The organism is Curvibacter sp. Hmag1.1, assembly GCF_059769165.1.
In genome coordinates this window covers 680,169-704,042 of the sequence record NZ_JBMBGX010000002.1, presented here as the reverse complement: position 1 = coordinate 704,042, position 23,874 = coordinate 680,169, and the positions used below count along the sequence as shown (strand labels likewise).

20 protein-coding genes are annotated in these 23,874 nt (G+C 61.1%); 7 read left to right on the top strand and 13 right to left on the bottom strand.

All coding sequences use genetic code 11. The features are described 5' to 3' along the window. Positions 1-64 precede the first annotated feature (64 nt). Both ACOAP0_RS03750 and ACOAP0_RS03745 read left to right on the top strand, forming a co-directional pair. Entirely contained in the window at positions 65-3,010 is a 2,946-nt protein-coding gene (locus ACOAP0_RS03750; RefSeq protein WP_498375540.1) for a sensor domain-containing protein, read from the top strand. Next, positions 3,007-5,937, top strand: coding sequence for a sensor domain-containing protein (locus ACOAP0_RS03745; protein WP_498375541.1), 2,931 nt, complete (start codon positions 3,007-3,009; stop codon positions 5,935-5,937). Before ACOAP0_RS03750 ends, ACOAP0_RS03745 begins: the two co-directional genes overlap by 4 nt. Here the strand turns inward: ACOAP0_RS03745 and ACOAP0_RS03740 are convergent, their stop codons facing one another. Continuing rightward, on the bottom strand, positions 5,938-6,852 hold the full coding sequence (locus ACOAP0_RS03740) for an inositol monophosphatase family protein (protein ID WP_498375542.1): 915 nt from the start codon (positions 6,850-6,852) through the stop codon (positions 5,938-5,940). 132 nt (positions 6,853-6,984) lie between these two features. Between ACOAP0_RS03740 and ACOAP0_RS03735 the strand changes: the two genes are divergently transcribed. Next, positions 6,985-7,824 (top strand): RNA methyltransferase, encoded by an 840-nt coding sequence (locus tag ACOAP0_RS03735; protein ID WP_498375543.1) that lies wholly within the window; start codon positions 6,985-6,987, stop codon positions 7,822-7,824. 9 nt (positions 7,825-7,833) lie between these two features. Further along, complete coding sequence (gene cysE / locus ACOAP0_RS03730; RefSeq protein ID WP_087494559.1) at positions 7,834-8,607, top strand: serine O-acetyltransferase; 774 nt, start codon at positions 7,834-7,836, stop codon at positions 8,605-8,607. 136 nt (positions 8,608-8,743) lie between these two features. Here the strand turns inward: cysE and mog are convergent, their stop codons facing one another. Beyond that, the gene (gene mog, locus ACOAP0_RS03725; RefSeq protein WP_498375544.1) at positions 8,744-9,343 is read right to left on the bottom strand and encodes a molybdopterin adenylyltransferase; all 600 of its coding nucleotides are present in this window, start codon (positions 9,341-9,343) and stop codon (positions 8,744-8,746) included. Then, a complete protein-coding gene (yjgA, locus tag ACOAP0_RS03720) occupies positions 9,340-9,999 on the bottom strand; it encodes a ribosome biogenesis factor YjgA (RefSeq protein ID WP_498375545.1) in 660 nt (219 codons plus the stop codon). The genes mog and yjgA overlap by 4 nt, the downstream gene beginning before the upstream one ends. A 23-nt stretch (positions 10,000-10,022) precedes the next feature. Here yjgA and pmbA point away from each other — a divergent pair, with 23 nt between their 5' ends. From pmbA to ACOAP0_RS03705, 3 genes are read left to right on the top strand one after another with little or no spacing between them, the layout of a single operon-like run. Next, positions 10,023-11,435, top strand: a complete 1,413-nt coding sequence (pmbA, locus tag ACOAP0_RS03715; RefSeq protein WP_498375546.1) for a metalloprotease PmbA — start codon at positions 10,023-10,025, stop codon at positions 11,433-11,435. Positions 11,436-11,445: 10 nt separating this feature from the next. After that, positions 11,446-11,691 carry a hypothetical protein gene (locus ACOAP0_RS03710; RefSeq protein WP_498391316.1) on the top strand — a complete coding sequence of 82 codons (246 nt, stop codon included), beginning with the start codon at positions 11,446-11,448 and terminating at the stop codon, positions 11,689-11,691. A gap of 22 nt (positions 11,692-11,713) precedes the next feature. Beyond that, on the top strand, positions 11,714-12,244 hold the full coding sequence (locus ACOAP0_RS03705; RefSeq protein ID WP_498391315.1) for a DUF4399 domain-containing protein: 531 nt from the start codon (positions 11,714-11,716) through the stop codon (positions 12,242-12,244). Here ACOAP0_RS03705 and ACOAP0_RS03700 read toward each other — a convergent pair. From ACOAP0_RS03700 to nirB, 10 genes are all read right to left on the bottom strand, one after another. Further along, a complete protein-coding gene (locus ACOAP0_RS03700) occupies positions 12,241-12,687 on the bottom strand; it encodes a GatB/YqeY domain-containing protein (RefSeq protein WP_498375548.1) in 447 nt (148 codons plus the stop codon). The two genes, ACOAP0_RS03705 and ACOAP0_RS03700, sit on opposite strands and share 4 nt — an antisense overlap. A gap of 120 nt (positions 12,688-12,807) precedes the next feature. Next, positions 12,808-13,020, bottom strand: coding sequence for a 30S ribosomal protein S21 (gene rpsU, locus ACOAP0_RS03695; RefSeq protein WP_006296472.1), 213 nt, complete (start codon positions 13,018-13,020; stop codon positions 12,808-12,810). 129 nt (positions 13,021-13,149) lie between these two features. Then, positions 13,150-14,394 carry a BaiN/RdsA family NAD(P)/FAD-dependent oxidoreductase gene (locus tag ACOAP0_RS03690; RefSeq protein ID WP_498375549.1) on the bottom strand — a complete coding sequence of 415 codons (1,245 nt, stop codon included), beginning with the start codon at positions 14,392-14,394 and terminating at the stop codon, positions 13,150-13,152. Between the two features lie 245 nt (positions 14,395-14,639). Continuing rightward, positions 14,640-15,335: a methyl-accepting chemotaxis protein gene (locus ACOAP0_RS03685; protein WP_498375550.1), complete on the bottom strand. Its 696-nt coding sequence runs from the start codon at positions 15,333-15,335 to the stop codon at positions 14,640-14,642. A gap of 55 nt (positions 15,336-15,390) precedes the next feature. After that, positions 15,391-16,188, bottom strand: coding sequence for a uroporphyrinogen-III C-methyltransferase (gene cobA / locus ACOAP0_RS03680; RefSeq protein WP_498375551.1), 798 nt, complete (start codon positions 16,186-16,188; stop codon positions 15,391-15,393). After that, positions 16,185-17,102 (bottom strand): DNA-binding protein YbiB, encoded by a 918-nt coding sequence (gene ybiB / locus ACOAP0_RS03675; RefSeq protein WP_498375552.1) that lies wholly within the window; start codon positions 17,100-17,102, stop codon positions 16,185-16,187. The genes cobA and ybiB overlap by 4 nt, the downstream gene beginning before the upstream one ends. A gap of 42 nt (positions 17,103-17,144) precedes the next feature. After that, on the bottom strand, positions 17,145-19,961 hold the full coding sequence (locus ACOAP0_RS03670) for a nitrate reductase (protein WP_498376102.1): 2,817 nt from the start codon (positions 19,959-19,961) through the stop codon (positions 17,145-17,147). Between the two features lie 116 nt (positions 19,962-20,077). After that, on the bottom strand, positions 20,078-20,464 hold the full coding sequence (gene nirD, locus ACOAP0_RS03665; protein WP_498375553.1) for a nitrite reductase small subunit NirD: 387 nt from the start codon (positions 20,462-20,464) through the stop codon (positions 20,078-20,080). Between the two features lie 79 nt (positions 20,465-20,543). Beyond that, entirely contained in the window at positions 20,544-21,338 is a 795-nt protein-coding gene (locus ACOAP0_RS03660; protein WP_087494549.1) for a type IV pili methyl-accepting chemotaxis transducer N-terminal domain-containing protein, read from the bottom strand. Between the two features lie 17 nt (positions 21,339-21,355). Continuing rightward, a complete protein-coding gene (gene nirB, locus ACOAP0_RS03655; RefSeq protein WP_498375554.1) occupies positions 21,356-23,812 on the bottom strand; it encodes a nitrite reductase large subunit NirB in 2,457 nt (818 codons plus the stop codon). Between the last annotated feature and the right edge of the window lie 62 nt (positions 23,813-23,874).

Here is a 23,874-nt window from a genome sequence, read left to right as displayed (position 1 = left end):
TTCGGGGAGCGGCCCATCTATGGCGCAGGCCTGCTACAGGCCCTATCATAAGGAGTCACACCTTATGGCCCATTCCCCTGTGCAACTTCCCCCGGTCTCCCGACCCGACGAGTCCGCTGCCCTTGAGGCCGTGGCCAGCGCAGCGCCTGTGGGCCTGGGGTTATCGGTGTTCCAGTCCATCTTTGAAAGCAGCCCCGAAGCGATCGCTTTGACGCGTGTGCGCGACGGGGTGCTCGTCCAGGTCAACAGCGAATGGTTGTTCATGACGGGCTACACGCGTGACGAAGCCTTGGGCCGCAGTGCGGTGGAACTGGGCCATTGGCTGGACCCGCAGGAGCGGGACCGGGTATTCGGCGGCATGAAGGTGGGCAGCCGGGTGGTCGATACCGATGTAACGCTGGTGATGAAAGACCGCATTCCCCGCGTGGTGCGACTGAATGCCGCCATGCTGGAAGAGTCCGGCGAGCTCTATTTGCTGATTTACCTGCGTGATGTCACCGCCGAGCAAATGGCCCGTGATGCCTTGAAAGCCGGTGAGCAGGCCTTGGAGCATGCCAACGAAACCATGAACCGCCAAGTCAAGCTGCATGAGCTGACTGAATCGGTGGCCAAGGTGGGGCACTGGGTGTCATATCCGGACGATGACCGGGTTCAACTCTCCCGCGGCTTGGCGCTAATGGCGGGTCTGGGCGATGTACCTTTGGCCACCAACCAGTCTCTGTGGGGTTCCGTGCATCCGGAAGACTTGCCCCGCTTGAAGGAGGCGCGAATCAGGATGGATGGCAGCGTTGTCGAATTCCGGTGGCTCTCCAAGGAAGGCCGCACTCTGTGGGCACGCTCCCGCATGCACCGGCAGATGGCGGAGGGCCGCGTGCTGGCAGACTTTGGTGTGGTCCAGGAATTCACCGAGGAGCGGGACGCACGTGATGCCTTGCAAACCCAACTCGATTTCATCCACAAAATTACCAGTCGTGCGCCAGGCATGGTGTACGAATTCCAGATGTGGCCGGATGGCCAATTCAAGTTTCCTTTTGTGAGTGCGGGCGTCGCGCAGCTTTTCGGCGTGTCGATGGAGCAGGCGCGTGAAGATGCCAACGCCTTGATGCGGCGCATTCACCGCGAAGATGTCCCTCGCATCATTAAAACCAGCCTCGCCAGCCGCGACACCCTGCAACCTTGGAACTGCGAGTTCCGCACGCGTGATGCCGGCGCCGACATGCGTTGGCTGCTGGGCACCTCGGTGCCGGAGATCAAGCCGGATGGATCAGTGCTGTTCACCGGTTCCATTACCGACATCACTCCGCAAAAGAAGGCCTTGGCCCAGTTGCAGGAAAGTGAGGAGCGTTTCCGCAGCCTGTCCAGCCTGTCCTCGGACTGGTACTGGGAGCAGGACGCAGAGTTTCGCTTTGTACGTATCGATGGCAATGGGATCAACTCGGACCGGTTGGCACCGCAAGGAGCATTGGGCCGCACCCGTTGGGACTCTGGCGGGCGCGGTGTGACACCGGCTCAGTGGAAGGCCCACCAGGACCTGCTGGAGGCGCATCAGACTTTCCAGGACTTTGAAATGCAGCGCGTCCTGTCGGACGGCAGTTTCATGTGGGTGTCCATCAGCGGGGCGCCCATTTTTGATGCCCAAGGCAAATTCTGCGGCTACCGCGGAACCGGGCGCGATATTTCTGCCCGCAAAGCCGCAGAGGCCGAGATTGAACGCTTGGCGTTCTTCGATGCGTTGACCGGCTTGCCGAACCGCCGCATGTTGATTGACCGTTTGAAGCATGCGTTGGATTCGAGCACCCGCAATCGCCAACACGGAGCGCTGTTGTTCATTGATCTGGATAACTTCAAGGTCCTCAATGACACCTTGGGTCACCACATGGGGGATTTGCTGCTGCAGCAAGTGGCCCAGCGATTGCAAGATTGCGTGCGCAGCGCCGACACGGTCGCGCGGTTGGGAGGCGATGAGTTCGTGGTGATGTTGGAAGAGCTGGATGCCGACCCACTGTTGGCCGCGACCCAGGCAGAGTTGGTGGCCAAAAAAGTGTTGGGTTCCCTGAACAAGCAGTTTGCAATGGGTAATCACAATATGCACAGCTCGCCGAGCATCGGTGTGACGCTGTTTTTCCAACACAACGACAGCATTGAGGAGCTGCTCAAACGCGCTGATCTGGCCATGTACCAGGCCAAAGGGGCAGGGCGGAATACCTTGCGCTTTTTCGATCCTGACATGCAGGCAGCGGCCTCAGAGCGCGCCGACATGGAGGCCGACCTGCGCCGTGCGCTGCAGGAAGAGCAGTTCACGCTCTATTACCAGCCGGTCGTGGACCAAGCTGGCACGGTGACGGGGGTGGAGGCGCTGCTGCGCTGGCTGCATCCGCTCAGGGGCATGGTGTCTCCGGCGGTGTTCATCCCGGTGGCCGAGCAGACCGGGCTCATTCTTCCGCTGGGCCAATGGGTGCTGGAGGCGGCGTGTGCGCAGTTGGTTGCCTGGAACGACGACTCGCAGACCCAAAAGCTCAGTATTGCGGTCAATGTGAGCGCCCGCCAGTTCCGGCATCCTGATTTTTCTACCCATATTCTGGATTTGTTGCGCACCAGTGGTGCCAACCCCTATCGCCTGAAATTGGAACTTACCGAGAGCCTGCTGCTCACCGATTTTGAGGAGGCTGTGATCAAGATGGGAGAGCTGCGCTCCATCGGCGTGAGTTTCTCGTTGGACGACTTCGGTACCGGGTATTCGTCGCTTGCCTATCTCAAGCGATTGCCCTTGGATCAGCTCAAGATCGATCAGTCATTTGTGCGCGATGTGCTGACAGACCCCAACGACGCCGCCATCGCCCGGACGATTTTGAACCTGGCCAAAAGCCTGGACCTCGGGGTGGTGGCGGAAGGTGTCGAAACAGCCGGTCAGCGGGATTTCTTGTTGCGAGAGGGGTGCAGGGCCTTCCAGGGGTATTTCTTCGGGCGCCCGGTGCCTGTCGAGCAGTTGCATTTGACGGGGCCGGCATGACCAGCAAATCAACACCTTCTGAGCTGCCGGGTATTGACGCTTTGCAGGCGGAGCTGCGCTCTCTGGAGTTGGTGAGCCGCCGCCAGTACGACATGCTGGAAGCGCTGTTTGCCCAAAGTCCGGCCGCTATCTCGGTGCAGCGCCTGGATGACGGGGCCCTCATCGACGTGAATGCACGCTGGCAGCAGCTCACCGGCTACACATGGGAAGAGGCCACCCGCAGTACCTCAGTGTCCCTGGGGTTCTGGCCCGATATTGAGGCACGCAACGCCGCTTTGCGTGAGATGCAAGCCAATCCCATGGCCGGCGGCGTTGAGATCAATTTCCTCACGCGCAATGGCGAGGAGCTCTTGCTGGAATGGCGCGGCTCCATCATGCACATTGCCGGAGAGCCGCATGTGCTGGTGTATCTCTCCGACATCACCGCCCAGCGAATTGCGCAGGAAGCAGTGGCCGAGAGCGAGCAGGCGCTGCAGGACGCCAACGACGAATTGCGCGGGCAGCTGGAACTGTTTGAGGAAACAGAGAGCCTGGCGCAGGCGGGACATTGGATTGTCCCGCAAGGCCAAACCGTTCCGCGATGGTCACGTGGCCTGTTCCGTCTGACCCAAACGCCTTGGACTGAAAAGCTCACTCTGGAAAAATCCCGTGTGGGCATTCACCCGGAGGACAAGGAGGTCTACCTCGCCGCCCGGGAAGCCATGGACGGCCGATTGCTGGAGTTCCGGTGGATTCGTCGGGATGGCGACGTGCGCTGGGTGCGCAGTCGCATGCACCGCTACCACCGCCAGGACGACAGCTATGTGGACTTCGGTGTCGTCCAGGATTTCACGGAGGAAGCAGAAGCCAAGCTGGTACTGCAGCGCCGGCTCGACGTGATCCAGCGACTGACCAGCCGCTTGCCTGAAATGGTGTTCCAGTTTGAGATGTTCAGCCGGGACAGCGGGCGGTTTTTGTTTGTGAGCGACGCCTGCACCGCCATATTCGGAGTGACACCGGAAGAGGCCCGTGCAGCACCGGAAAACGTGTTCAGGCTGATCCATCCGGATGACATCGTGCAGACCCTCAAATCCATGAACGCAGCGGCAGTGGACGGCATGACGTGGGCGCAGGAGTTCCGCATCATCGGCAAGGACGGGCACGTCCGGACTTTGTTCGGCAAAGCCATCACGTACCGGGAGACTGACGGCAAGTACAACGCCTACGGCTCGGTGACCGACATCACCGAACACAAAGCGTCTCTGGCCATTTTGCAGGAGAGCGAAGCCCGTTTCCGGGCGTTGACAGAGCTGTCTTCCGACTGGTACTGGGAGCAAGACGCCGAATACCGGTTCACCCGTTTTCATGGCGCGATCCAGGCCGGGCGAAACAAGACGGGTCAACACAGCATTGGCAAAACCCGATGGGAAAACGGCGCACTGAACATGACCGAGGCTGCATGGGCGGCGCACAGAGCGGTACTCGACGCGCGCCAGGAATTCCGTGAGCTGGAGCTGCGGGACAAGGACGAAGAGGGGCGCGTGTTCTGGATATCCACCAGTGGCGCGCCCATTTTTGACTCCCACGGCGTTTTCAAGGGCTATCGCGGTATCGGCCGCAACATTACCGAACGCAAAGAGGCGGAAGAAAAAATCGAACGTCTGGCCTTCTATGACGTACTGACCGATTTGCCTAACCGCCGCTTGCTCATGGACCATCTGCAATATGCCGTCGCGTCTTGCGCACGGGGCCGCTTGCATGGTGCGCTTTTGTTCATTGATCTGGACAACTTCAAGGATCTGAACGACACGCGGGGCCACGATGTGGGTGACGGGCTGTTGCGCGTCGTGGCACAGAGGCTGAAGGCCTGTGTCCGGGAATCAGACACGGTCGCCCGTTTCGGAGGTGACGAGTTTGTGGTTCTTTTGCAGGATCTCGACGGCACTTTGGCTGATGCCGGCGTTCAGGCCGAATTGGTCGCCAGAAAAATATTGCAACAGCTCAACATCCCTTACGAACTGCCCGGTGGCTCGCACCACAGCACGCCCAGCATCGGCGTGGTGTTGATTCATGGCTTGCGGCAGTCAGTGGACGAATTGCTGAAACAGGCTGACTTGGCCATGTATGAAGCCAAATCTGCAGGCCGCAATACGCTGCGCTTCTTTGACCCCGCCATGCAGTCCATGGTGGCGGAGCGGACCGAGCTCGAGTCTGATCTCCGCGCGGGACTGCAGCGTGGCGAACTGATGTTGTATTCCCAGCCGGTGGTCGATGCGGATCGTCGGGTGGTGGGCGCGGAAGCCTTGCTGCGCTGGCGGCATCCGGTGCGCGGCATGGTTTCCCCCATGCAATTTGTCCCTTTGGCTGAACAAACCGGCCTCATTATTCCCTTGGGCGAATGGGTGCTGCAAACCGCATGTGCCCAGTTGGCCGCTTGGGCGCACAGCCCGGACAGTGCCCACCTCACATTGGCAGTGAATGTGAGTGCCCGCCAGTTCCGCAGCCCCGAGTTTGTGGTTCAAGTACAAAACGCCATTCAACAGAACGGAGCGGACCCGAAGCTTTTGAAGCTTGAGCTCACCGAGAGCCTGTTGTTGACCGACAGCCAGGAAGCCATCATGAAGATGACAGCGCTGCGCAGCCTGGGCGTGCGGTTCGCGTTGGACGACTTCGGTACCGGCTATTCGTCCCTGTCCTACCTGAAGATGCTGCCTTTGCAGCAACTGAAGATCGACCAGTCTTTTGTTCGGGATGTGCTCACCGACGTGAACGATGCAGCCATTGCCAGCACCGTGCTGGCGCTGGGGCGCAGCCTGGGCTTTGATGTGGTCGCCGAAGGCGTAGAGACGGAAGGGCAGCGCCAGTTTTTGTTAAACCAGGGCTGCGTCTTCTTTCAGGGCTACCTGTTCGGCCGACCAGTACCGGTGGCCGAATTCAGCGTAGGCTGATCAGAAGGGCGCGTCTTCAGCGCCGGCAGCGGGAGCGTCTTCTGTTGTCGTTTCCGGGTTGTCAGCGGCGATGGCGGCTTGGCGCAAAGCGGCCTTCTCGCCGGCAGGTGCGAACTTGCTGTACTTGCCCAACAAGCTGACCAACTGGCCATAGATGCGCGGGTTGCCTGCGAGGCACTCATGCTGCTCGAGGAAGTCAGCCTCGCCCGTGAAGTTGCCCACCAGACCACCGGCTTCGGTGACCAGCAAGGAGCCGGCAGCCACGTCCCAGGGTTGCAAACCGAGCTCGAAGAAACCTTCGGTGTAGCCGGCGGCCACATAGGCCAGGTCCAAAGCTGCAGCGCCGGGGCGGCGCAAGCCGGCGGTACGCTGCATCACGTCGCCCATCATCTGCAGGTACTGGTTGAAGTTGTCACCGGGGCGGAAAGGGAAGCCGGTGGAAATGAGCGACTCTTTGAGCTGCGTGCGCTTGGAAACGCGGATGCGGCGGTCGTTCAGGTAAGCGCCACGGCCTTTGGTGGCCGTAAACAAGTCGTTGCGGGTAGGGTCATACACCACGGCTTGTTCGATCTTGCCGCGAACCGCCAGTGCAATGCTGACGCAATACACAGGCAGGCCGTGGATGAAGTTGGTGGTGCCGTCCAGCGGGTCGATGATCCAGACGTATTCGGAGTCGCGGGCGCCGAATTCGCTGCCCGATTCTTCGGCGAGGATGCCGTGGCCGGGGTAGGCCGTCAGCAGGGTTTCTATGATCGCTTGCTCTGCAGCTTTGTCCACTTCAGTGACAAAGTCGTTGGCCTTCTTCTGGGATACACGAACGGATTCGATGTCCAGCGCGGCACGGTTGATGATGGAACCGGCGGTACGGGCGGCCTTGATGGCCACGTTGGCCATGGGGTGCAGATTGAGCGTCATAGATTGTGGGGGAAGAACTGGAAGGACCGGCTGGCGATGCAGGCGGCGACAATAGGCGTATTTTAACGGTTCGGCCTCGGTTGCGCACCCCATTTTTGTGCGGTTGCAGCAATCCGGCCCCTTTCAGTCTGCATGCACACCCGATTTATCCTTATCAACACCAGCCACGCGGGCAATGTGGGCGCTGCCGCCCGTGCCATGAAAACCATGGGTTTTGACGACCTCGTCTTGGTCGCTCCCCGCTGGCCCAATGTGCTACGCCGCGAAGAAACCATCCAGCGCGCCAGCGGTGCCCTGGATGTGCTGGACAAATGCCGCATTGTCGAAACCCTGGACGAGGCGCTGGACGGCATCACCCATTTGTGCGCCACCGCCATGACCCCGCGCGACTTCGGCCCGCCTACGACCACGCCGCGCGAGCACTTCGAAGTGCTATCAAAACAGGAGCTGCTTGCGCATATCCCATCAGCACCAGGTGCCGATTTGATGTCTGAGTCTTCCCCGAAGGGGCAGCAGGGCATTGGATTTTTGTTCGGCTCCGAGCGCTTCGGCATGCGCAATGAAGACGTTTACCGCTGCCATGTCTGCCTGTCGATTCCCAGCAATCCGAGCTTCGGTTCCCTCAATATCGGCGCGGCCCTGCAGGTGATTGCCTATGAATGGCGTTTGGCCCTGGGCGGCTTTGGGGTGCATGCGGCCACTACGCCTTCGCATCTGGCTGATGCGGCGCAGGTGACGGGCATGTTGACGCACTTGGAGCAGTCGCTGGTGCATCTGGGCTTTTTGGACCCTGCCTCACCCAAAAAGCTGATGCCACGGCTCAACGCCTTGTTCAACCGGGCCCAGGTGACACAAGAGGAAATCCACATCTTGCGCGGAATTGCCAAAGCCATCTTGCAGCAGGGCCCGCAATCGCCTGCCCGCAGTGCGGATTTGGTGGCTATGGACGGCGAGCCGACCTTGAAGGGATAGACTGACACCATGTTTGCCCGCATCCGCTCCGACATCCAGTGCATCCTCGACCGCGACCCTGCTGCCCGCAGTACTTGGGAGGTCATTACCTGTTACCCCGGTTTGCATGCCGTGGTGTTGCACCGCCCTGCGCACTGGTTCTGGAACCACGGCCTGAAATGGCTGGGACGCTTTACCTCTCACATCGCCCGTTTTCTCACGGGGATTGAGATTCACCCGGGCGCCAAGCTCGGTGAACGCGTGTTTTTTGACCATGCCATGGGCACCGTGGTGGGCGAAACTGCCGAAATCGGCGATGGCTGCACGATTTACCAAGGCGTGACCTTGGGTGGCACCAGTCTGTACAAGGGCGCCAAGCGCCATCCCACACTGGGCAGAGACGTGGTCGTCAGCGCGGGAGCCAAAGTATTGGGCGGGTTTGAAGTGGGCGATGGCGCCAAGATCGGCAGCAATGCCGTCGTGATCAAGCCCGTGCCGGCCGGTGCCACGGCGGTGGGCATACCGGCGCGCATTATCCCCAGCAAAGAGGGTATGAGCGCGGATGTGACCACGCAAGACCGCAAGTTCACCGCCTATGGCATCACCCAGGACGACGATCCGGTAAGTCAGGCTTTGCGCGGCTTGGTAGACAGCGCCTCCGGTCAGGACCACCAGATTGCCATGCTGTGGAAGGCCGTGGAGCAACTTTCAGCCCGTTTGGCAGATAGCGATTGCGTGCCCAAAGACGCCGCCCGCAAAGAGTGCTTTGAGGCCGCGAAGATTAACGAGCTGATTGGGAAGTAGGGCTCACCCCCGAGCGGCTTTGCCGCTTCCCCCTTGCAGGGGGCAACACCAGCAGGCCGGCAGAGCCGATCCTGCGGTGTTTTTGGGTCAAGACACGCGCGCCGGGAGGTGACGCTTTCCGAAACGAAGATCTTCCTCAGTCCCGTGGAGGGCGAATAGCACTTTTGGGGCGGAAAGCCTTGCAGACGGTGTCTAGGGTTTCGATGTAGGGGCCACCGATCAGGTCTACGCAATAAGGCACGGCCGCAAATATGCCGGGTACCACTTGCTTGCCGTCGGCATCCTTCACACCTTCCAGCGTTTCTGCAATGGCTTTGGGTTGGCCGGGCAGGTTGATGATGAGGGTCTGGTCGCGGATGACGGCGACCTGACGCGACAGAATCGCTGTGGGCACAAAGTTCAGGCTGATAGCGCGCATCTGCTCGCCGAAACCCGGCATTTCCTTGTGTGCCACAGCCAGCGTGGCCTCAGGCGTCACGTCGCGCAGGGCAGGGCCCGTGCCACCGGTGGTGAGCACCAAGGCACAGCGCGCATCCACCAGCGCAATCAGGGTGTCCTGAATCGTCTGCTGGTCGTCCGCGATCAGGCGAGCCTCAAACACCACAGGGTTTTGCACGGCACGCAGCACCCATTCCTTTAGGGCGGGAATGCCTTTGTCTTCATACACTCCGGCCGATGCGCGGTCGCTGATGGAGACAATACCGATGCGGACTTCATCCAACGTAGCGCTGCTCAATCTTCATCTCCGTCTTCTACGTCATTGTCTGCAGCAGCGGATTGCGACGCCTCCTGATTCGCAAGCAGCGCCTCTCGCACGAGTTGGAAAATTTCGCGGTACGAACGGCCATGGCGAACGGCTTCGCCCGGCTTCTCGGGTTTGGCATCTTTGCGCGCTTGGCGAACCAACGCGCGCAACTGCTGGCTGTCGGTGTCGGGGCTGAGGTTGAGCCACTGGCCCACGGCATCGTCGTCGGCAATCAACCGGTCACGCCATTGTTCGGCCTGGTGCAGCACCATGGTTTCCTGCACAGAGGGCATGTGCTGTTCTTCCAGCGCGGCACGGATCTCGTCCCATTTGACGGGATCGAGCTTGCGCATCAGCTTGCCGATGAATTGCATCTGGCGGCGTTTGCCCTCGAAATTGGTGATGCGTTTGGCCTCGGCCACGCCATCCACCAGTTTGTCGGGAAGGTCCAACTTGGTCAGAAGTTCTGCGCGCAGCGTCAGCAGGTCTTCACCCAGCTTTTGCAGTGCATCGCTTTCCTTTTTGAGATCGGTGCGGGTCGGTTCATCCGTGCCCTTGAGTTCGCGCTTGTACTCCAGATCGAGCGCGCTGCCTTCGGCAACGAACAAGCCCCGGACGTAATAGCCCTTTTTTAGTTTGCGTGACATAGCCAAGTATCATAGCCGTCGCCATGAAGAAACCCACCTCCGCCCGTCCCCAGTCTTCCCCTGAATCCACCAAACCCGCCGACAGCGGCTTTGCGTACACCCGGGCTTTTTTTGAAACCCGTGTAGATGCTGCCCTTGCCCATGCCAAAAAACTTGGCGCCAGCGATGCAGGAGCCGAAGTGTCTGAAGGCTGTGGCTTGAGCGTTTCGGTGCGGAATGGCGAGCTGGAAAATGTGGAGCGCAACCGCGACAAATCTCTGGGTGTAACCGTCTACATCGGCAACCGCCGGGGGAATGCGAGCACTTCCGACTTTTCGGATGCGGCGATTGAACAAACTGTGCGCGCCGCCTACGACATTGCCCGCTTTACTGCTGAAGACCCTTTCGCCAGCCTGCCGGATGCGGATGACATCGTTCCCGTCAACGAGCGTGAGCGGAATCTGGACCTGTTTTTTCCCTGGGCCATGACCAGTGAAGAAGCTGCCGTTTTGGCTTTGGAGTGCGAAGCAGCAGCGCTGGGTGTGAGCAAGCGCATCACCAATAGTGAAGGCGCTGCAGTGTCCGCACAGCAATCGCATTTTTTCAGTGCACATACCCGCGGCTTCCGCGGTGGCTATGCCTCTTCACGCCATTCGTTCTCTGTGTCTCCCATTGCCGGCAAGGGCAAGGACATGCAGCGCGACGCGTGGTACAGCTCCATGCGCTCCGCCGATGAACTGGCGTCCCCACAGGCGGTGGGCCGCTATGCCGCAGAGCGCGCGTTGAGTCGCCTCAAGGCCCGCAAGATCGCCACGGTGGAGTGCCCGGTGTTGTTTGAGTCGCCTTTGGCCGCCGGTTTGTTGGGTGCCTTTGTGCAAGCAGTGAGCGGCGGCGCCCTGTACCGCAAGAGCACCTTCCTGCTGGATTCCTTGGGTAAGCAAGTGCTACCCAAACACATCGACATTCAAGAAGATCCCTTTGTGCTGCGTGGCAAGGGCAGTTCCCCCTTTGATGATGAAGGCGTGCGCGTGCGCCCCCGCAAGGTGGTGGATGCCGGTCGTGTGCAAGGCTATTTTCTGAGCAGCTACTCCGCCCGCAAACTGGGTATGCGCACGACCGGCAATTCCGGTGGTTCGCATAACTTGACCTTTACCTCGCGCCTGACCAAGGCAGACGACAACCTGGATGCCATGTTGCAAAAGCTGGGCACCGGTCTGTTTGTGACCGAGTTGATGGGCCAGGGCGTGAACTACGTGACCGGTGACTATTCCCGCGGCGCCAGCGGTTTCTGGGTGGAGAACGGCCGCATTGCTTACCCGGTGCATGAAATCACCATCGCTGGCAACATGAAAGACATGCTCAAGGGCATCGAAGCGGTGGGCGCCGATACCTACAACTACGGCGCGAAGACCGTAGGTTCCATTCTGCTCAACCGGATGAAGGTGGCCGGTAGCTAAGGGGGGTTTCATGCGTCGATCGGCATTGGGTGTGGGCGTACTTGCCCTGCTTGCTGCAAGTACGGTTTGTTCCCAAACACCGTTGAGCTCTGCCCGTACCTTGCATCCTTGGCAAGCCCCCATGCCTGCCGGGAATGCGGAAGCCTACTTCACCAACCTTAAGTCCGGCGACAGCATTGAAACCCCGTTTGTATTGAAGTTCGGTTTGTCCGGCGGGTGGGGTCTCGCGCCGATTTCCAAACCTATGGGGGGGTAAAAGTGGCCATCACCATCTGCTGGTGAACCGCGATTTGCCACTGGATTTCAAGGCCGCACTCCCGTTTAACGAGCAATACATCCATTTCGGCAAAGGGCAGATGGAAACCGTGCTCACCCTGGAGCCGGGGACGTACACGCTGCGGATGCTCTTGGCGGATAACAAGCACCTGCCTCATTTTGTGTACAGCAAGCCGATGAAGGTCACGATCACCAAAAAGAATGCCGTAGACCCGAAGTCTTTGGTTCAGCCGGGGCTGTCCTTGATGCTGGCCGGGGCTGAGCAAAAAGGCCCATTCCGTGTGCAATTCCATGCATCGGGCCTGAATGTTGCTCATGTGGCGCAACAGGAAAAAGGCACGGGGCATTTCAAACTCACGGTCACCAGCAAGTCGGGAGCTGTGGCAGAAATGGAGTTTGCGGAGGGGCAAACCGAAACCTGGTTGGCCCCTCCGCCCGGGGATTACGCGCTCAAGCTGGATTTTGTCGACAACCTGAATCCCAAACAAATGTTGACAGGGTCAGTCGCGACCACAGTCAAAGTACTGCCTTAGCCTGCCAGTGCTGCCTTGACTGCGGCGGATACGGTGCCCATTTCGGCTTTGCCAGCCAACTTGGTTTTGACCAAGCCCATCACCTTGCCCATGTCGCCGGGGCCGGAGGCTCCCAGTTCGGCTACGATGGCCTTGACTTCGGCCAGGACCTCATCGGCGCTCATGCGCTGGGGCAGGTAAGTTTGCAGGACCTTCATTTCGGCTTCTTCCTTGTCCGCCAGATCCGCACGCTCTGCTTTTTTGAAGGCTTCGATGCTGTCTTTGCGCTGCTTGATCAGTTTGTCGACGATGGCCACCACCATGGCGTCGTCCAGCACCACGCGCTCATCCACCTCTTTCTGTTTCATCGCCGACAGCAGCAGGCGGATGGTGCCCAGGCGCTCGCTGTCTTTGGCGCGCATGGCAGTTTTCATGTCTTCGGTGATCTGGTCTTTGAGGGACATAGCGTTGCTTCCTGAGAGTGGAACAAAAAGTGTGGGGTCAAAATGAAAAAAGCCCGCCGGAGCGTCCCCAGGCGAGCTTGTGTGGGCTGGGTGCTCGTGAGAGCGACCGTGCCGCGAAGCTTAGTACAGCTTCTTAGGGAGTTGCATGCTGCGGATGCGCTTGTAGTTGCGCTTCACCGCAGCTGCCTTCTTGCGCTTGCGCTCGGCAGTGGGCTTCTCGTAGAACTCGCGTGCACGCAGGTCAGTCAGCAAGCCCAACTTTTCGATGGTGCGCTTGAAGCGACGCAGTGCTACGTCAAAGGGTTCGTTTTCTTTTACACGGATCGTTGTCATTACGTAATGAATTCCAAAATATGCCGGCGGATTGCTTGGGGGAAGATCGGGCCCCACATGCCTCGCTCGGCGGTTTCCCCGTCTTTAACTAGTATTGGCCGACGGGGGTTCTGCCAGAATAGCCCGCGATTATAGCGTCTTCAGGCGGCCTGCCAAGCCGTGGGCACATGCAAACGCACTTGCCCAGGCCCATTGGAAGTTGTATCCGCCCAGCCATCCCGTCACATCGGTTACTTCGCCGATGAAAAACAGGCCAGGCTGCTTGCTTTCCATGGTCTGGCTGGAGAGCACTTTGGTGTCCACCCCGCCGGCGGTGACCTCCGCTTTGCGGTAGCCCTCGGTGCCGGTAGGCGTAAGTTCCCAGCGGGAAAGGCGCTCTGCCAAGGCGTTCAGCGCCTTGTCGCTCGCTTCATTAACGGGGCGCTGCCAGTCGTGGCCCCAGGCCTGTCCCTGGCTGACCCAGGTGTCCGCTAGGCGGCTGGGGACGATGCCTGCCAGTTCATTGGCAATGCGTTTGCGGGAAGTGCCCTTGGCCTCCGTCAGATGTTGTGCCAAGTCCACAGTGGGTGCCAGATTGAGGCGTATGGGGGTGCCCTCTGCCCAGTAGCTGGAGATCTGCAGGACGCCCGGGCCCGAGAGCCCGCGGTGGGTAAACAGCAAGTCTTCGCGGAATGACATGCTGTTTTTCTTGGCTCCTGTGGCAATGTCGACCGGTAGTGACAGGCCGGAAAGTTCTGCGAACGGCGCCCACGCCGTCTCGTCAAAAGTCAGCGGCACCAGCGCGGGGCGGGGCGTGACCACAGGCAAGTCGAATTGCTTGGCAATTCGGTAGCCAAAGTCTGTGGCGCCGATCTTGGGAATGGATAAACCACCCGTGGCTATTACCACGGCTGCACAATGGATGGTGCCACGATCACTATCGATTTCATAGCTGCTCGCGCTGATTCCATGAGCGCTGGAGGCCGAAAAGCGTATGGCTTTGACGGCACAGGGCTGCCAGCGCTCTACGCCACCTGCTGCACATTCAGCCAGCAGCATGGCGATCAGGTCTTCCGCAGAGCGGTCGCAAAACAGTTGGCCTTTGTGTTTCTCGTGGAAAGCGATGCCATGCTTTTTGACCAAGCCGATAAAGTCCGATGGCGTGTAGCGTGAAAGCGCGGACTTTGCAAAGCGCGGGTTCTCGCTGATGAAGTTGGCAGCACTCACATCCAAATTGGTGAAGTTGCTGCGGCCGCCGCCGGAGATGCGGATTTTTTCGGCCACTTTCTCGCTGTGGTCCAGCACCAGCACCTTCAGGCCCAACTGGCCTGCGACCCCGGCACAAAACAAGCCGGCAGCTCCGGCACCCACGATGACCACGTCAAAACTATGCATAGGCGCGCAGTGTAGGCGACGGTGACGTTCGCCAAGTAGCCGAGTGGCTGGCTCCGCAGACTGGCGCGATTTGGTGAGCGCAGCGAGGTTGAGCGCCAGGCTGTGGGGCCAGTCGCACTGCGTTCTCTCTGGAGACGAGTAGAGGGCACAGACCGCCTGGGCCTACAGCCCGGGGCTCACACTCGCTGCGCTCATCAAATCGCCCCAAACTGCAGGCCCAGACGTTCTGTGCCCTCATTGGGAAATTACGCGTGCTGCTTGCGATCTGACAGATGCAGGGCCTTCTTCGTCAGTCCATCAATCTCGGTGCTGATGCCTGAGAGCACATTGGCCACCACGGCAAACTCCCGCCCATGGTCGCCGGCCCGCGCCGCGATGACCTGGGCATTGAAGCTCACGATTTTGGCTTCGCGCGCAATGGTGTGGATGTCCGAGACGATGGTGCCCAACTCTTTGAACAAACGGTCGGATTTGGCTTTGGCAATGGTGTCAAACGTGCTGGTGGCCTTGTTGAGCGCTTCCAGCACTTCATCGGTGGAGCCCACGATGTCGCTCAGCAGCGATTGCACCTGGCCACCACGTTCTATGGTCTCCAGGGCTTTACGCATCCGGTCCATGAATGTTTCTATGGTCACGCCGATTCCCTGCGGTCCTTCATATACAGCCCGCAGTTGGCGCGCGCTGACTTCGTCGTAGTGAGTCAGGGTCGTGAGCAGCTGGGCCTCGCTGTCACAAAACAATTGAAGGGTTTTGCGGGCGGCTTCAAGGTGCTTGCTGTCACCGGCTGCAGCCAGCAGGGTTTGCATGACCACCCGTTGAGACAACATGCGCTGACGTGCTGCCAGGTTGAGGTCGGACAAGGGTGCCGGTGCGGTGGTCGTGCTGACGGATATCGGACTGATCCCTGTGCGACCAGGGATGACGGCAACAGAAGGTGGCATGGTGCAACTCCGGCATGGTGGCGATGCACCGGGTGCCGCAAGTTGCATGCCGCGTTCAGCGCATTTGCAGTGCGTCCAGGGTGTCGTTCTGGTCTGCAGCGGCCAGCATGCCGCTCATCACATCGCCCACCACGATCACACTGGGGCTCGCAAGCCCTTCGCGTGAGATGGTGGCTTGCAGTTCGCCCAGGGTGCACACTGCGTGGCGCTGCTGGGGCAGGCTTGCGTTCTGGATGACGGCCACCGGTGTGCTCGCGCCCAGACCTTGCAGCAGGCCAGCCTGGATGTCAGCCGCACCACTCACGCCCATGTAGATCACCAAGGTGAGCTTGGCTTGGCGCGCGGCTTCGGCAAGGGCGGGCCAGTCGGTGCCGCTGTCGCCGGGTTTGGCATGGCCGGTCACAAATACCACGCCGTGCGCGTGCTCGCGGTGGGTCAAGGGCACGTTCAGGGATGTGACCGCAGCCAGCCCGGCGGTGATGCCGTTGATCACCGATACGCGGATGCCGGCTTCTTCGAGGTGTTCCACCTCTTCGCCGCCACGGCCGAAGATGAAGGGATCGCCGCCCTTGAGACGCACCACGTTTTCGCCTTCCTGGGCGGCGGTAATCATGAGGCGTTCAATGAAAGACTGGGGGGTGGATTTGCAGCCGCCGCGCTTGCCCACATGGACGATGCGGGCCGCCGGGTTGGCATGGGCCACGATAGCGTCGTTTACCAGGTCGTCCACCAGCAGCACGGTGGCTTGCTGAATGGCTTTCAGGGCTTTGAGTGTGAGCAACTCCGGGTCGCCGGGGCCCGCGCCCACCAAAGTGACGTGGCCGGAAGCCGGGGTGTGGAGACGGTTTTTCATGGTGCGCGGTGCAAACTTCGGTGCAGTTGCAGGATGTGTGCCACCTGCTCGGCAATCGGTGCCGGAACGGGGCTGTGGCCCTGCAACACTGATTGAATGTAGGCGGCGGTTCTCGCAGCATCTATGGCTGTGGGCAGCTCAGGCAGGGTAGTCAATGAACCAGCCTGGTAAGCCTGCAGGTCCGTCGCTTGGCCCGCCACAAAAGCTCGCATCTTGGGGGTGCGGCGGGCGTCGGCCACAGCCTCGCCCTCCGTGCCGCGGATCAGCAGGGCGTGGGCCTGCACCAAGGCAAAGGTGTCTGCCATGGACACTGCGTATTCGGGGTGGGTGTAGCTGCTCACCAGCAGGGCGGGGCCGTCCACCGGGTTCATGAGCTTGACCAGGCTGTGCGCCGGGTTGCGCAGGTTCACCACGCGGCGCACATCCAGCAGGCGCTGCAGGCCGGGCAGCAGTGTACCGGTAGGCACAAACGCCACGCTGCCGGTTGCTATCTTTTTAGTAGCTGCTTGCGCATGTATTCCGAGTGCTGCGAGCACTTCTGACACAAAAACACGCTTGTCTTCGGTGGCGGTGCCGTGGATCAGAACGGGCAGGCCTTCGCGGGCCAGCAACAGGGCCAACAGCGGCGTCAGCAGGGGCAGCTTGCGCGCACCGTTGTAACTGGGGATGACGACCACCGGCACATCGCTGGCGGGCAGCAGGGCCATGCGGCTGCGCACAGCGTCCAGAAACCCGGCCATCTCACTGGCGGTTTCCCCCTTGATGCGCATAGCCAGACAAAAAGCGCCCACCTCCAGGTCGGTGACCGTGCCGTCCAGCACCTGGCCCAGCAGGTCAGCTGCCTGCTCGCGGTTGAGCGCGCGTGCGCCGTCTTTGCCGCGACCGATTTCCTTGATGTAGTTGCCAATAGCCATCTGCTGATTGTCGGTGAAGCCTGATAACTTTCGGCTATGTCCTTATGCCTCGGCGTGGGGCTCAACTACCGGGGTGGCCCTGACCATGCGTTGCAGTTGCGGAATGCAGGAGCCACAGTTGGTGCCGCATTGCAGTGCTTTTTGCAGTTGACCCAAGCGCTCGGGGTCACTGCCGTTGCAGCGGGAGAGCGTGTCGCTGATGGCAATGTCACTCACGTTGAAGCAGGTGCAGACGGTTTTGCCTTTGCTGAGCACGGGCAGGGGTGGTTGGGCGCCGCCGGCCAATAGGGCGCGGCCGTAGTTCTGGGCGGGTTGCTCTTCGCGCAGCAGGGCAGCCATCCAGTCGCGGGCCTGGGTATCGCCACTGAGCAAAAAGCCTTCCAGTGTGGCGTTCACGGTGCTGCGCTGCAGCCGCACCACACGGCGCTGGCCGCGCTTGGGGTCGGCATAGCGCACGGCGTCTTGCCCCTGCAGGTCCAACAGGGCCTCGATCTGCGCCAGCAGCGCCTCATCCGGCGGGGCACTGCCCGCCGCGCGGAACATGACGCCGGTGCGCCCGGCTTGGCCTAAAGCAGCATCGTTGCCGAAGAGCACGCAGCTGGCGAACTCAAAGCGCTCCATCAGGGCTTGCAGCTCGGCGCGGCGCGCCAAGACCTTGTCGTCGGGCAACCAGGCCAGAGCTGTCACCCCCCAGGGCATGTCGGCCTTGAGCACTTTGACGGCCGCGTGTTTGAGCTCGGGTTGTTTGGAGTCAGGGCAGAACATGGGGCTGGTCAACGCGTTGACGCCGCCCAAGCGCTCGCCGGTGTTGCTCTGGCCGCTCAAAAATTCATCGCCCCAGTGCATGGGCAGAAACACCTGGCTCAAGCCCACTTCGGTGCTGGCCTGCACCGGCGCGAGGATGGAGCCGCGCTTGCTGGTGATGTGCACCAGATCGCCCTCGGCAATCAAGCGCCGCGCCATGTCTTGCGGGTGCATGTGCAAGGCAGGCTCGCGCACATGACCGAACAAGCGGCCCAGTGTGCCGGTGCGACTCATGCCGTGCCACTGGTCACGCAGGCGGCCGGTGGTGAGGGCAAAGGGGTAGCGCGCTTCGCGTTGCTCGGCCACTGGGGTGTAGGGCGCGGCTACAAAGCGGGCGCGGCCAGTGGGCGTAGGAAATATGCCGTCTTCGTACAAGCGCACTTTGCCGCTGGCGGCGCCTTCGGGCATGGGCCATTGCAGCGGTGTGGCTTCCAGTTGCGCGTAGCTCATGCCGGTGATGTCCAGGTCCCGGCCCCGGGTGCTTTCGCGGTGCTCGTTCCACACCGATTCGGGCGTGGGGTAGGGGAATAGCGTAGGCAATGCGGGCGTGCGGCCCAGTGCAGATTCCAAGCGCTGCGCAAAGTCCACAGCAATGGCCCAGTCGTGGCGCGGGCCCTTGTCTTGCGGGCCGGGTGCCGCGACTGCGGCGCGCACTCGGGAGATGCGGCGTTCGCTGTTGGTGACCGTGCCTTCCTTCTCCCCCCAAGTGGTGGCTGGCAGCAGCAGGTCGGCGTAGCGGGCGGTGGCGGTGGTGGCAAATGCTTCTTGCAGCACCACGAACTCGGCGCGCTCCAAGGCGCGGCGCACGGTGGCCTGGTCGGGCAGGCTCTGGGCCGGGTTCGTGCAGGCAATCCAGAGGGCCTTGATCTCGCCATCGGCCGCGGCTTGGAACATCTCGATCGCGGTTTTGCCGGGCTTCTCGGGCACGGCAGGCACGCCCCAGAGGGCCGCCACTTCGGCGCGGTGGGTGGGGTTGGCCAGGTCGCGGTGGGCGGAGAGCAGGTTGGCCAAGCCACCTACCTCGCGCCCGCCCATGGCATTGGGTTGGCCGGTCAAGCTGAAAGGGCCGGCGCCCGGCTTGCCGATCTGGCCGGTGGCCAGGTGCAGGTTGATGAGGGCGGTGTTTTTGGCGGTGCCGGCGCTGGACTGGTTCAGCCCCATGCAATACAAGCTCAACGTGGCCGTGGATTGGGCAAAGAGGCGCGTGGCCTCCATCAGCTCAGCCTTGCGGATGCCGCAGACCGCAGCCACCGCATCAGGCGTGCAGTCGCGCACCAAGGCCTTGAGGGCGTAAAAGCCTTCGGTATGGGTGGCGATATAAGCCGCGTCCGTCCAGCCTTCCCACAGCATGAGGTGCAGCATGCCGTTGAACAGCATCACATCGGTGCCGGGCTGGATTTGCAGGAACAGGTCCGCGGCCTCGGCCGTGTCGGTGCGGCGCACGTCCACCACCACGATTTTCAGCTCGGGGTTGGCGGCCTTGGCGTCTTCGATACGGCGGAACAGGATGGGGTGGGCATAGGCGGCGTTGGAGCCAGCGATAAAAAGCGTGCTCGCGAGCCCCAAGTCTTCGTAGCTGGCAGGTGGCGAGTCGGCGCCCAGCGTTTTCTTATAGCCCGCCACCGCGCTGCTCATGCACAGGCGGGAGTTGGTGTCAATGTTGTTGGTGCCTATCAGCCCTTTGGCCAGTTTGTTGAAGACGTAGTAGTCCTCGGTAAGCAACTGGCCGCTCACGTAAAAGCCCACGGCGTCCGGCCCATGGTCCCTGATCACTTGGGCAAACTTCGTGGTGGCGGTGTGCAGGGCGCTGTCCCAGGTCACCGGTTCTGGCACGGCGCCCCGTTGCAGGCGCTGCAGGGGCTGCAGCAGGCGGGTTTGCAGGGTGACTTCGGCGGTGGCCGTCAGGTGCAGGGTGCTGCCTTTGGAGCACAGCCGGCCGAAGTTGGCCGGATGCTGCGGATCACCCTTGACGCCGGTGATCTGGTTCCCCGTGCTCTGGATGATGACGCCACAGCCCACACCGCAGTAGGGGCAGGTGGAACGGGTTTCTTTCACTTGCATGTGCCCCTACGGAGGTGTTTTCCATTGCTCGCAAAGCGATCCGCTGCGACAGCAGCGAGATCGCAGTTGGGGCAGGTGGAGCGGGTTTCCTTGACCATGACCATCAGCAATCAGGCCGCGGTGGAGGAGCGTTTCTTCGGCCCGGCGATGGGGCGCACCAGATCGGTGGCGTGACCTTGGAGTTCGGCGGCATCCAGGTACACCACGCCGTCCTCCAGCTTGACGCTGAATTTGGGGGTGCAGCCCTCATCGGGCGCGCTGGCCTGGCCGTCGCACAGGCCTATGGTCCAGTTGTGCAGGGGGCAGGCCACGCTGGTGCCGAACACAATGCCTTGCGAGAGCGGACCGCCCTTGTGCGGGCAGCGGTCCAGCAGGGCAAACACCTCGTCCTGGCTATTGCGGAAGACGGCCACATCCAGCCCGCTGGCACGCTCCACGCGGCGGGAGCCCAACACGGGGATGTCTTCAAGGGTGCAGATGCGGGTCCATTCGGTCATGTCGATCTTCCGGTTTGCTATGGTTTCAGTAGCTGCTCGCGCATATTTAATCGGCGCTACAGCATGAATTTGTATGTCATCAAGCCTTGACGGCGGCGTACAGACCGGTCACCCGGTCCATCACGCTGAGCAGGTTCTCGCTAGCCAGAAACACGTCGGCCATGGGGCGGGGGCGTTGTGCGCCTTCCTGCAGGTTGTTCAGGGCGCTGTCAAAAAATACCCATTGCGCATCGGCCAGTGCCAGCTCGTTTTTGATGCGCTCGGTGGCTTCCGGTGCATTCTTCAGCAACACCATGGCCGCGGTGAATTCACCTCGCGCTTTGTTGATTTCCAGGCCGGCGGTAGCGGCATCTACCGGTAAGGTGGTGGCCAGGTAGTACTTGGCCATACGCTGGCTCAGCATGCGCTGACGTCCTGCGATGTTCACCAGTTTGCCGACCGGCTTGGCCAGTGCTGCTTCGTACTGTTGGGTGCCCTGGTGGGCCAGTGCGAGCACCTTGGCATCCTGCTGCAACAGGGCTGCTGCGGCCTCTCGGGATGGGGCTTTGCCAACCAACAGGGTCTTGTAGTCGCTCCAGGCGCTTTCCAGCTTGGTGTACGTGGCCAGCACCTCGGGGTTGGGCGCAAAGGCCTTGAGCTCCACTAACTGCCGGTCAAAGAGGGCAATGGACTTGTCCAGCACCATCTGGGCGCTGGTTTTCTCCACACTCAGCAGCAAGGCCAGCCAGGCCTTGCCCATGCGCTGGCTGAGCATGCGCTGGCGACCGGCTTTGTTGATGGCATCGCTCAGGTCTACGACTTGTGCGTGTGCAGCGGGCAGGGTCAGTGCCAAGGCGCCCGCAGCAGCGACGGTGATCAGATTTCGGCGTTGCATATCGGTTCCTCCCAAGGTCAGGCCACGGCCACCGGCGCGAACTGGCGGGTGTCCACCTGCGCGTCCTGGAAATCGAACCACGGATCGGGCTCTCCATCCAGCGCGAACAGTAGCTCTTCGTTCAGGGCCTTGCGGCCTTCGGCGTCTTCCAGGATGCGCTTCTTGATGTAGTCCAGGCCTACCCGGCTCACAAAGTGCACCGTGCGCTCCAGGTACCAGCCCTCTTTGCGGTAGAGCTGCATGAAGGCGCCGGTGTACTCCAGCACTTCTTCTGCGGTTTTGAGCTTCACAAAGAAGTGCGCCACTTCGGTCTTGATGCCGCCGTTACCGGCGATGTACATCTCCCAGCCGCTGTCCACGCCGATGATGCCCACGTCCTTGATGCCGGCCTCCGCGCAATTGCGCGGGCAGCCTGACACGGCGTATTTCACCTTGTGCGGTGCATACATACGCCAGTGGGCGCGCTCCAGGTCTTTGCCCATCTGGGTGCTGTCCTGGGTGCCCATGCGGCACCACTCTGACCCGACGCAGGTCTTCACGGTGCGCAGGGCCTTGGCATAGGCGTGGCCGCTGGGCATGCCTATGTCTTTCCACACCGCTTGCAGGTCTTCCTTTTTGACTCCGAGCAGGTCGATGCGCTGGCCGCCGGTGACCTTGACGGTGGGGATCTTGAACTTGTCCACCGCGTCCGCAATGCGGCGCAGTTCGTCGGCCGTGGTCTCGCCGCCCCACATGCGCGGGATGACGGAGTAGGTACCGTCCTTCTGAATGTTGGCGTGGCTGCGCTCGTTGATGAAACGGCTTTGCGGATCGTCCTTAGCCTCTTTGGGCCAGCTGGAGATCAGGTAGTAGTTCAAGGCGGGGCGGCAGCTGGAGCAGCCGTTGGGCGTTTTCCAGCCCATACCTTTTTGCACGGCGGCAATCGTGAGGTATTTTTCTTGGAAGATGGCGTCACGCACTTCCTGGTGGCTGTGGTCGGTGCAGGCGCACATGGCCTTCTTTTTGGGTGTGGCGGAGTAGTCGCCACCGGCGGTGAACATGATGATTTGCTCTACCAAGCCGGTGCAAGAGCCACAGGACGCGCTGGCCTTGGTGTGCTTTTTCACCTCATCCAGGGTGAACAGGCCTTTCTCCTTGATGGCCTTGCAGATGGTTCCCTTGGTGACTCCGTTGCAGCCGCAGACCTCGTCGCTGTCGGCCATGGCTGCTGCTTTGTTCTGGCCCTGGTGGCCCACGTCGCCGATGTTGGCGCCGCCTTCGCCGAACATCAGCTTGTCGCGGATGTCGGCCACGTTGCGGCCCTCGCGCAGCAGCTTGAAGTACCAGCTGCCGTCCACGGTGTCGCCGTACATGCAGGCGCCTACCAGTTTGTCGTCCTGGATGACCAGCTTTTTGTACACGCCGCCGAAGGGGTCGCTCATCACGATCTCTTCAAACCCTTCACCACCGGTGAAGTTGCCGGCAGAGAACAGGTCGATGCCGGTGACCTTGAGCTTGGTAGAGGTCAGCGAGCCCTGGTAGCGGCCGATGCCGTACTCGGCCAGGTGGTTGGCCGCCACTTTGGCCTGCTCAAACAGGGGCGCGACCAGGCCATAAGCAATGCCGCGGTGGGCAGCGCATTCACCCACGCTGTAGATGCGGGCGTCGGTCACGGTCTGCATGGTGTCAGTGACCACAATGCCGCGGTCCACATGCAGGCGCATGCTCTGCGCCAGCTCGGTGTTGGGGCGAATGCCCACTGCCATGACGACGAGGTCGGCAGGCACTTCCGTACCGTCTTTGAACTTGATGGCTTTGACGCGCCCGTCCTCTCCACCTACCAGCTCCTGGGTTTGGGCCCCCATCAAGAACTTCAGGCCGCGCTCTTCCAGCGACTTTTGCAGCAGGCCGCCGGCCACAGTGTCTAGCTGGCGTTCCATCAGGGTGGGCATCACGTGCACCACAGAGACCTGCATGCCGCGGAGCATCAGGCCGTTGGCGGCTTCCAGGCCCAGCAGGCCGCCGCCAATGACGACAGCATGCTTGTATTTGGTGGCCGCCTCGATCATGGCGTTGGTGTCGGCAATGTCGCGATAGGCGATCACACCTTGCAGGTCCTTGCCGGGAACCGGCAGGATGAAGGGGTTGGAGCCCGTGCAGATCAGCAAGCGGTCGTACTCGGCCTCGGTGCCGTCGGACGCCCTCACCACACGTTTGACACGGTCTACCTCGGTCACTTTTTTGCCGGCGTAGAGCGCGATGTGGTTCTCTGCGTACCACTCAAAAGAGTTGAGCACGATCTCGTCCAAGGTCTGTTCACCAGCGAGCACGGGGCTCAGCAAAATGCGGTTGTAGTTGGGGTGCGGCTCGGCACCGAAGACGGTGATGTCATACAGGTCCGGTGCGACCTTGAGCAGCTCTTCAATGGTCCGCACACCGGCCATGCCGTTGCCGATCATGACCAGTTTTTGTTTTTGTTTGACTCTCATGTCCATGGTGCTCTCCAAACTGCGGCGACGGAAAACAGGCGTTTCAGGGAACCTTCACGGTCCGTGGA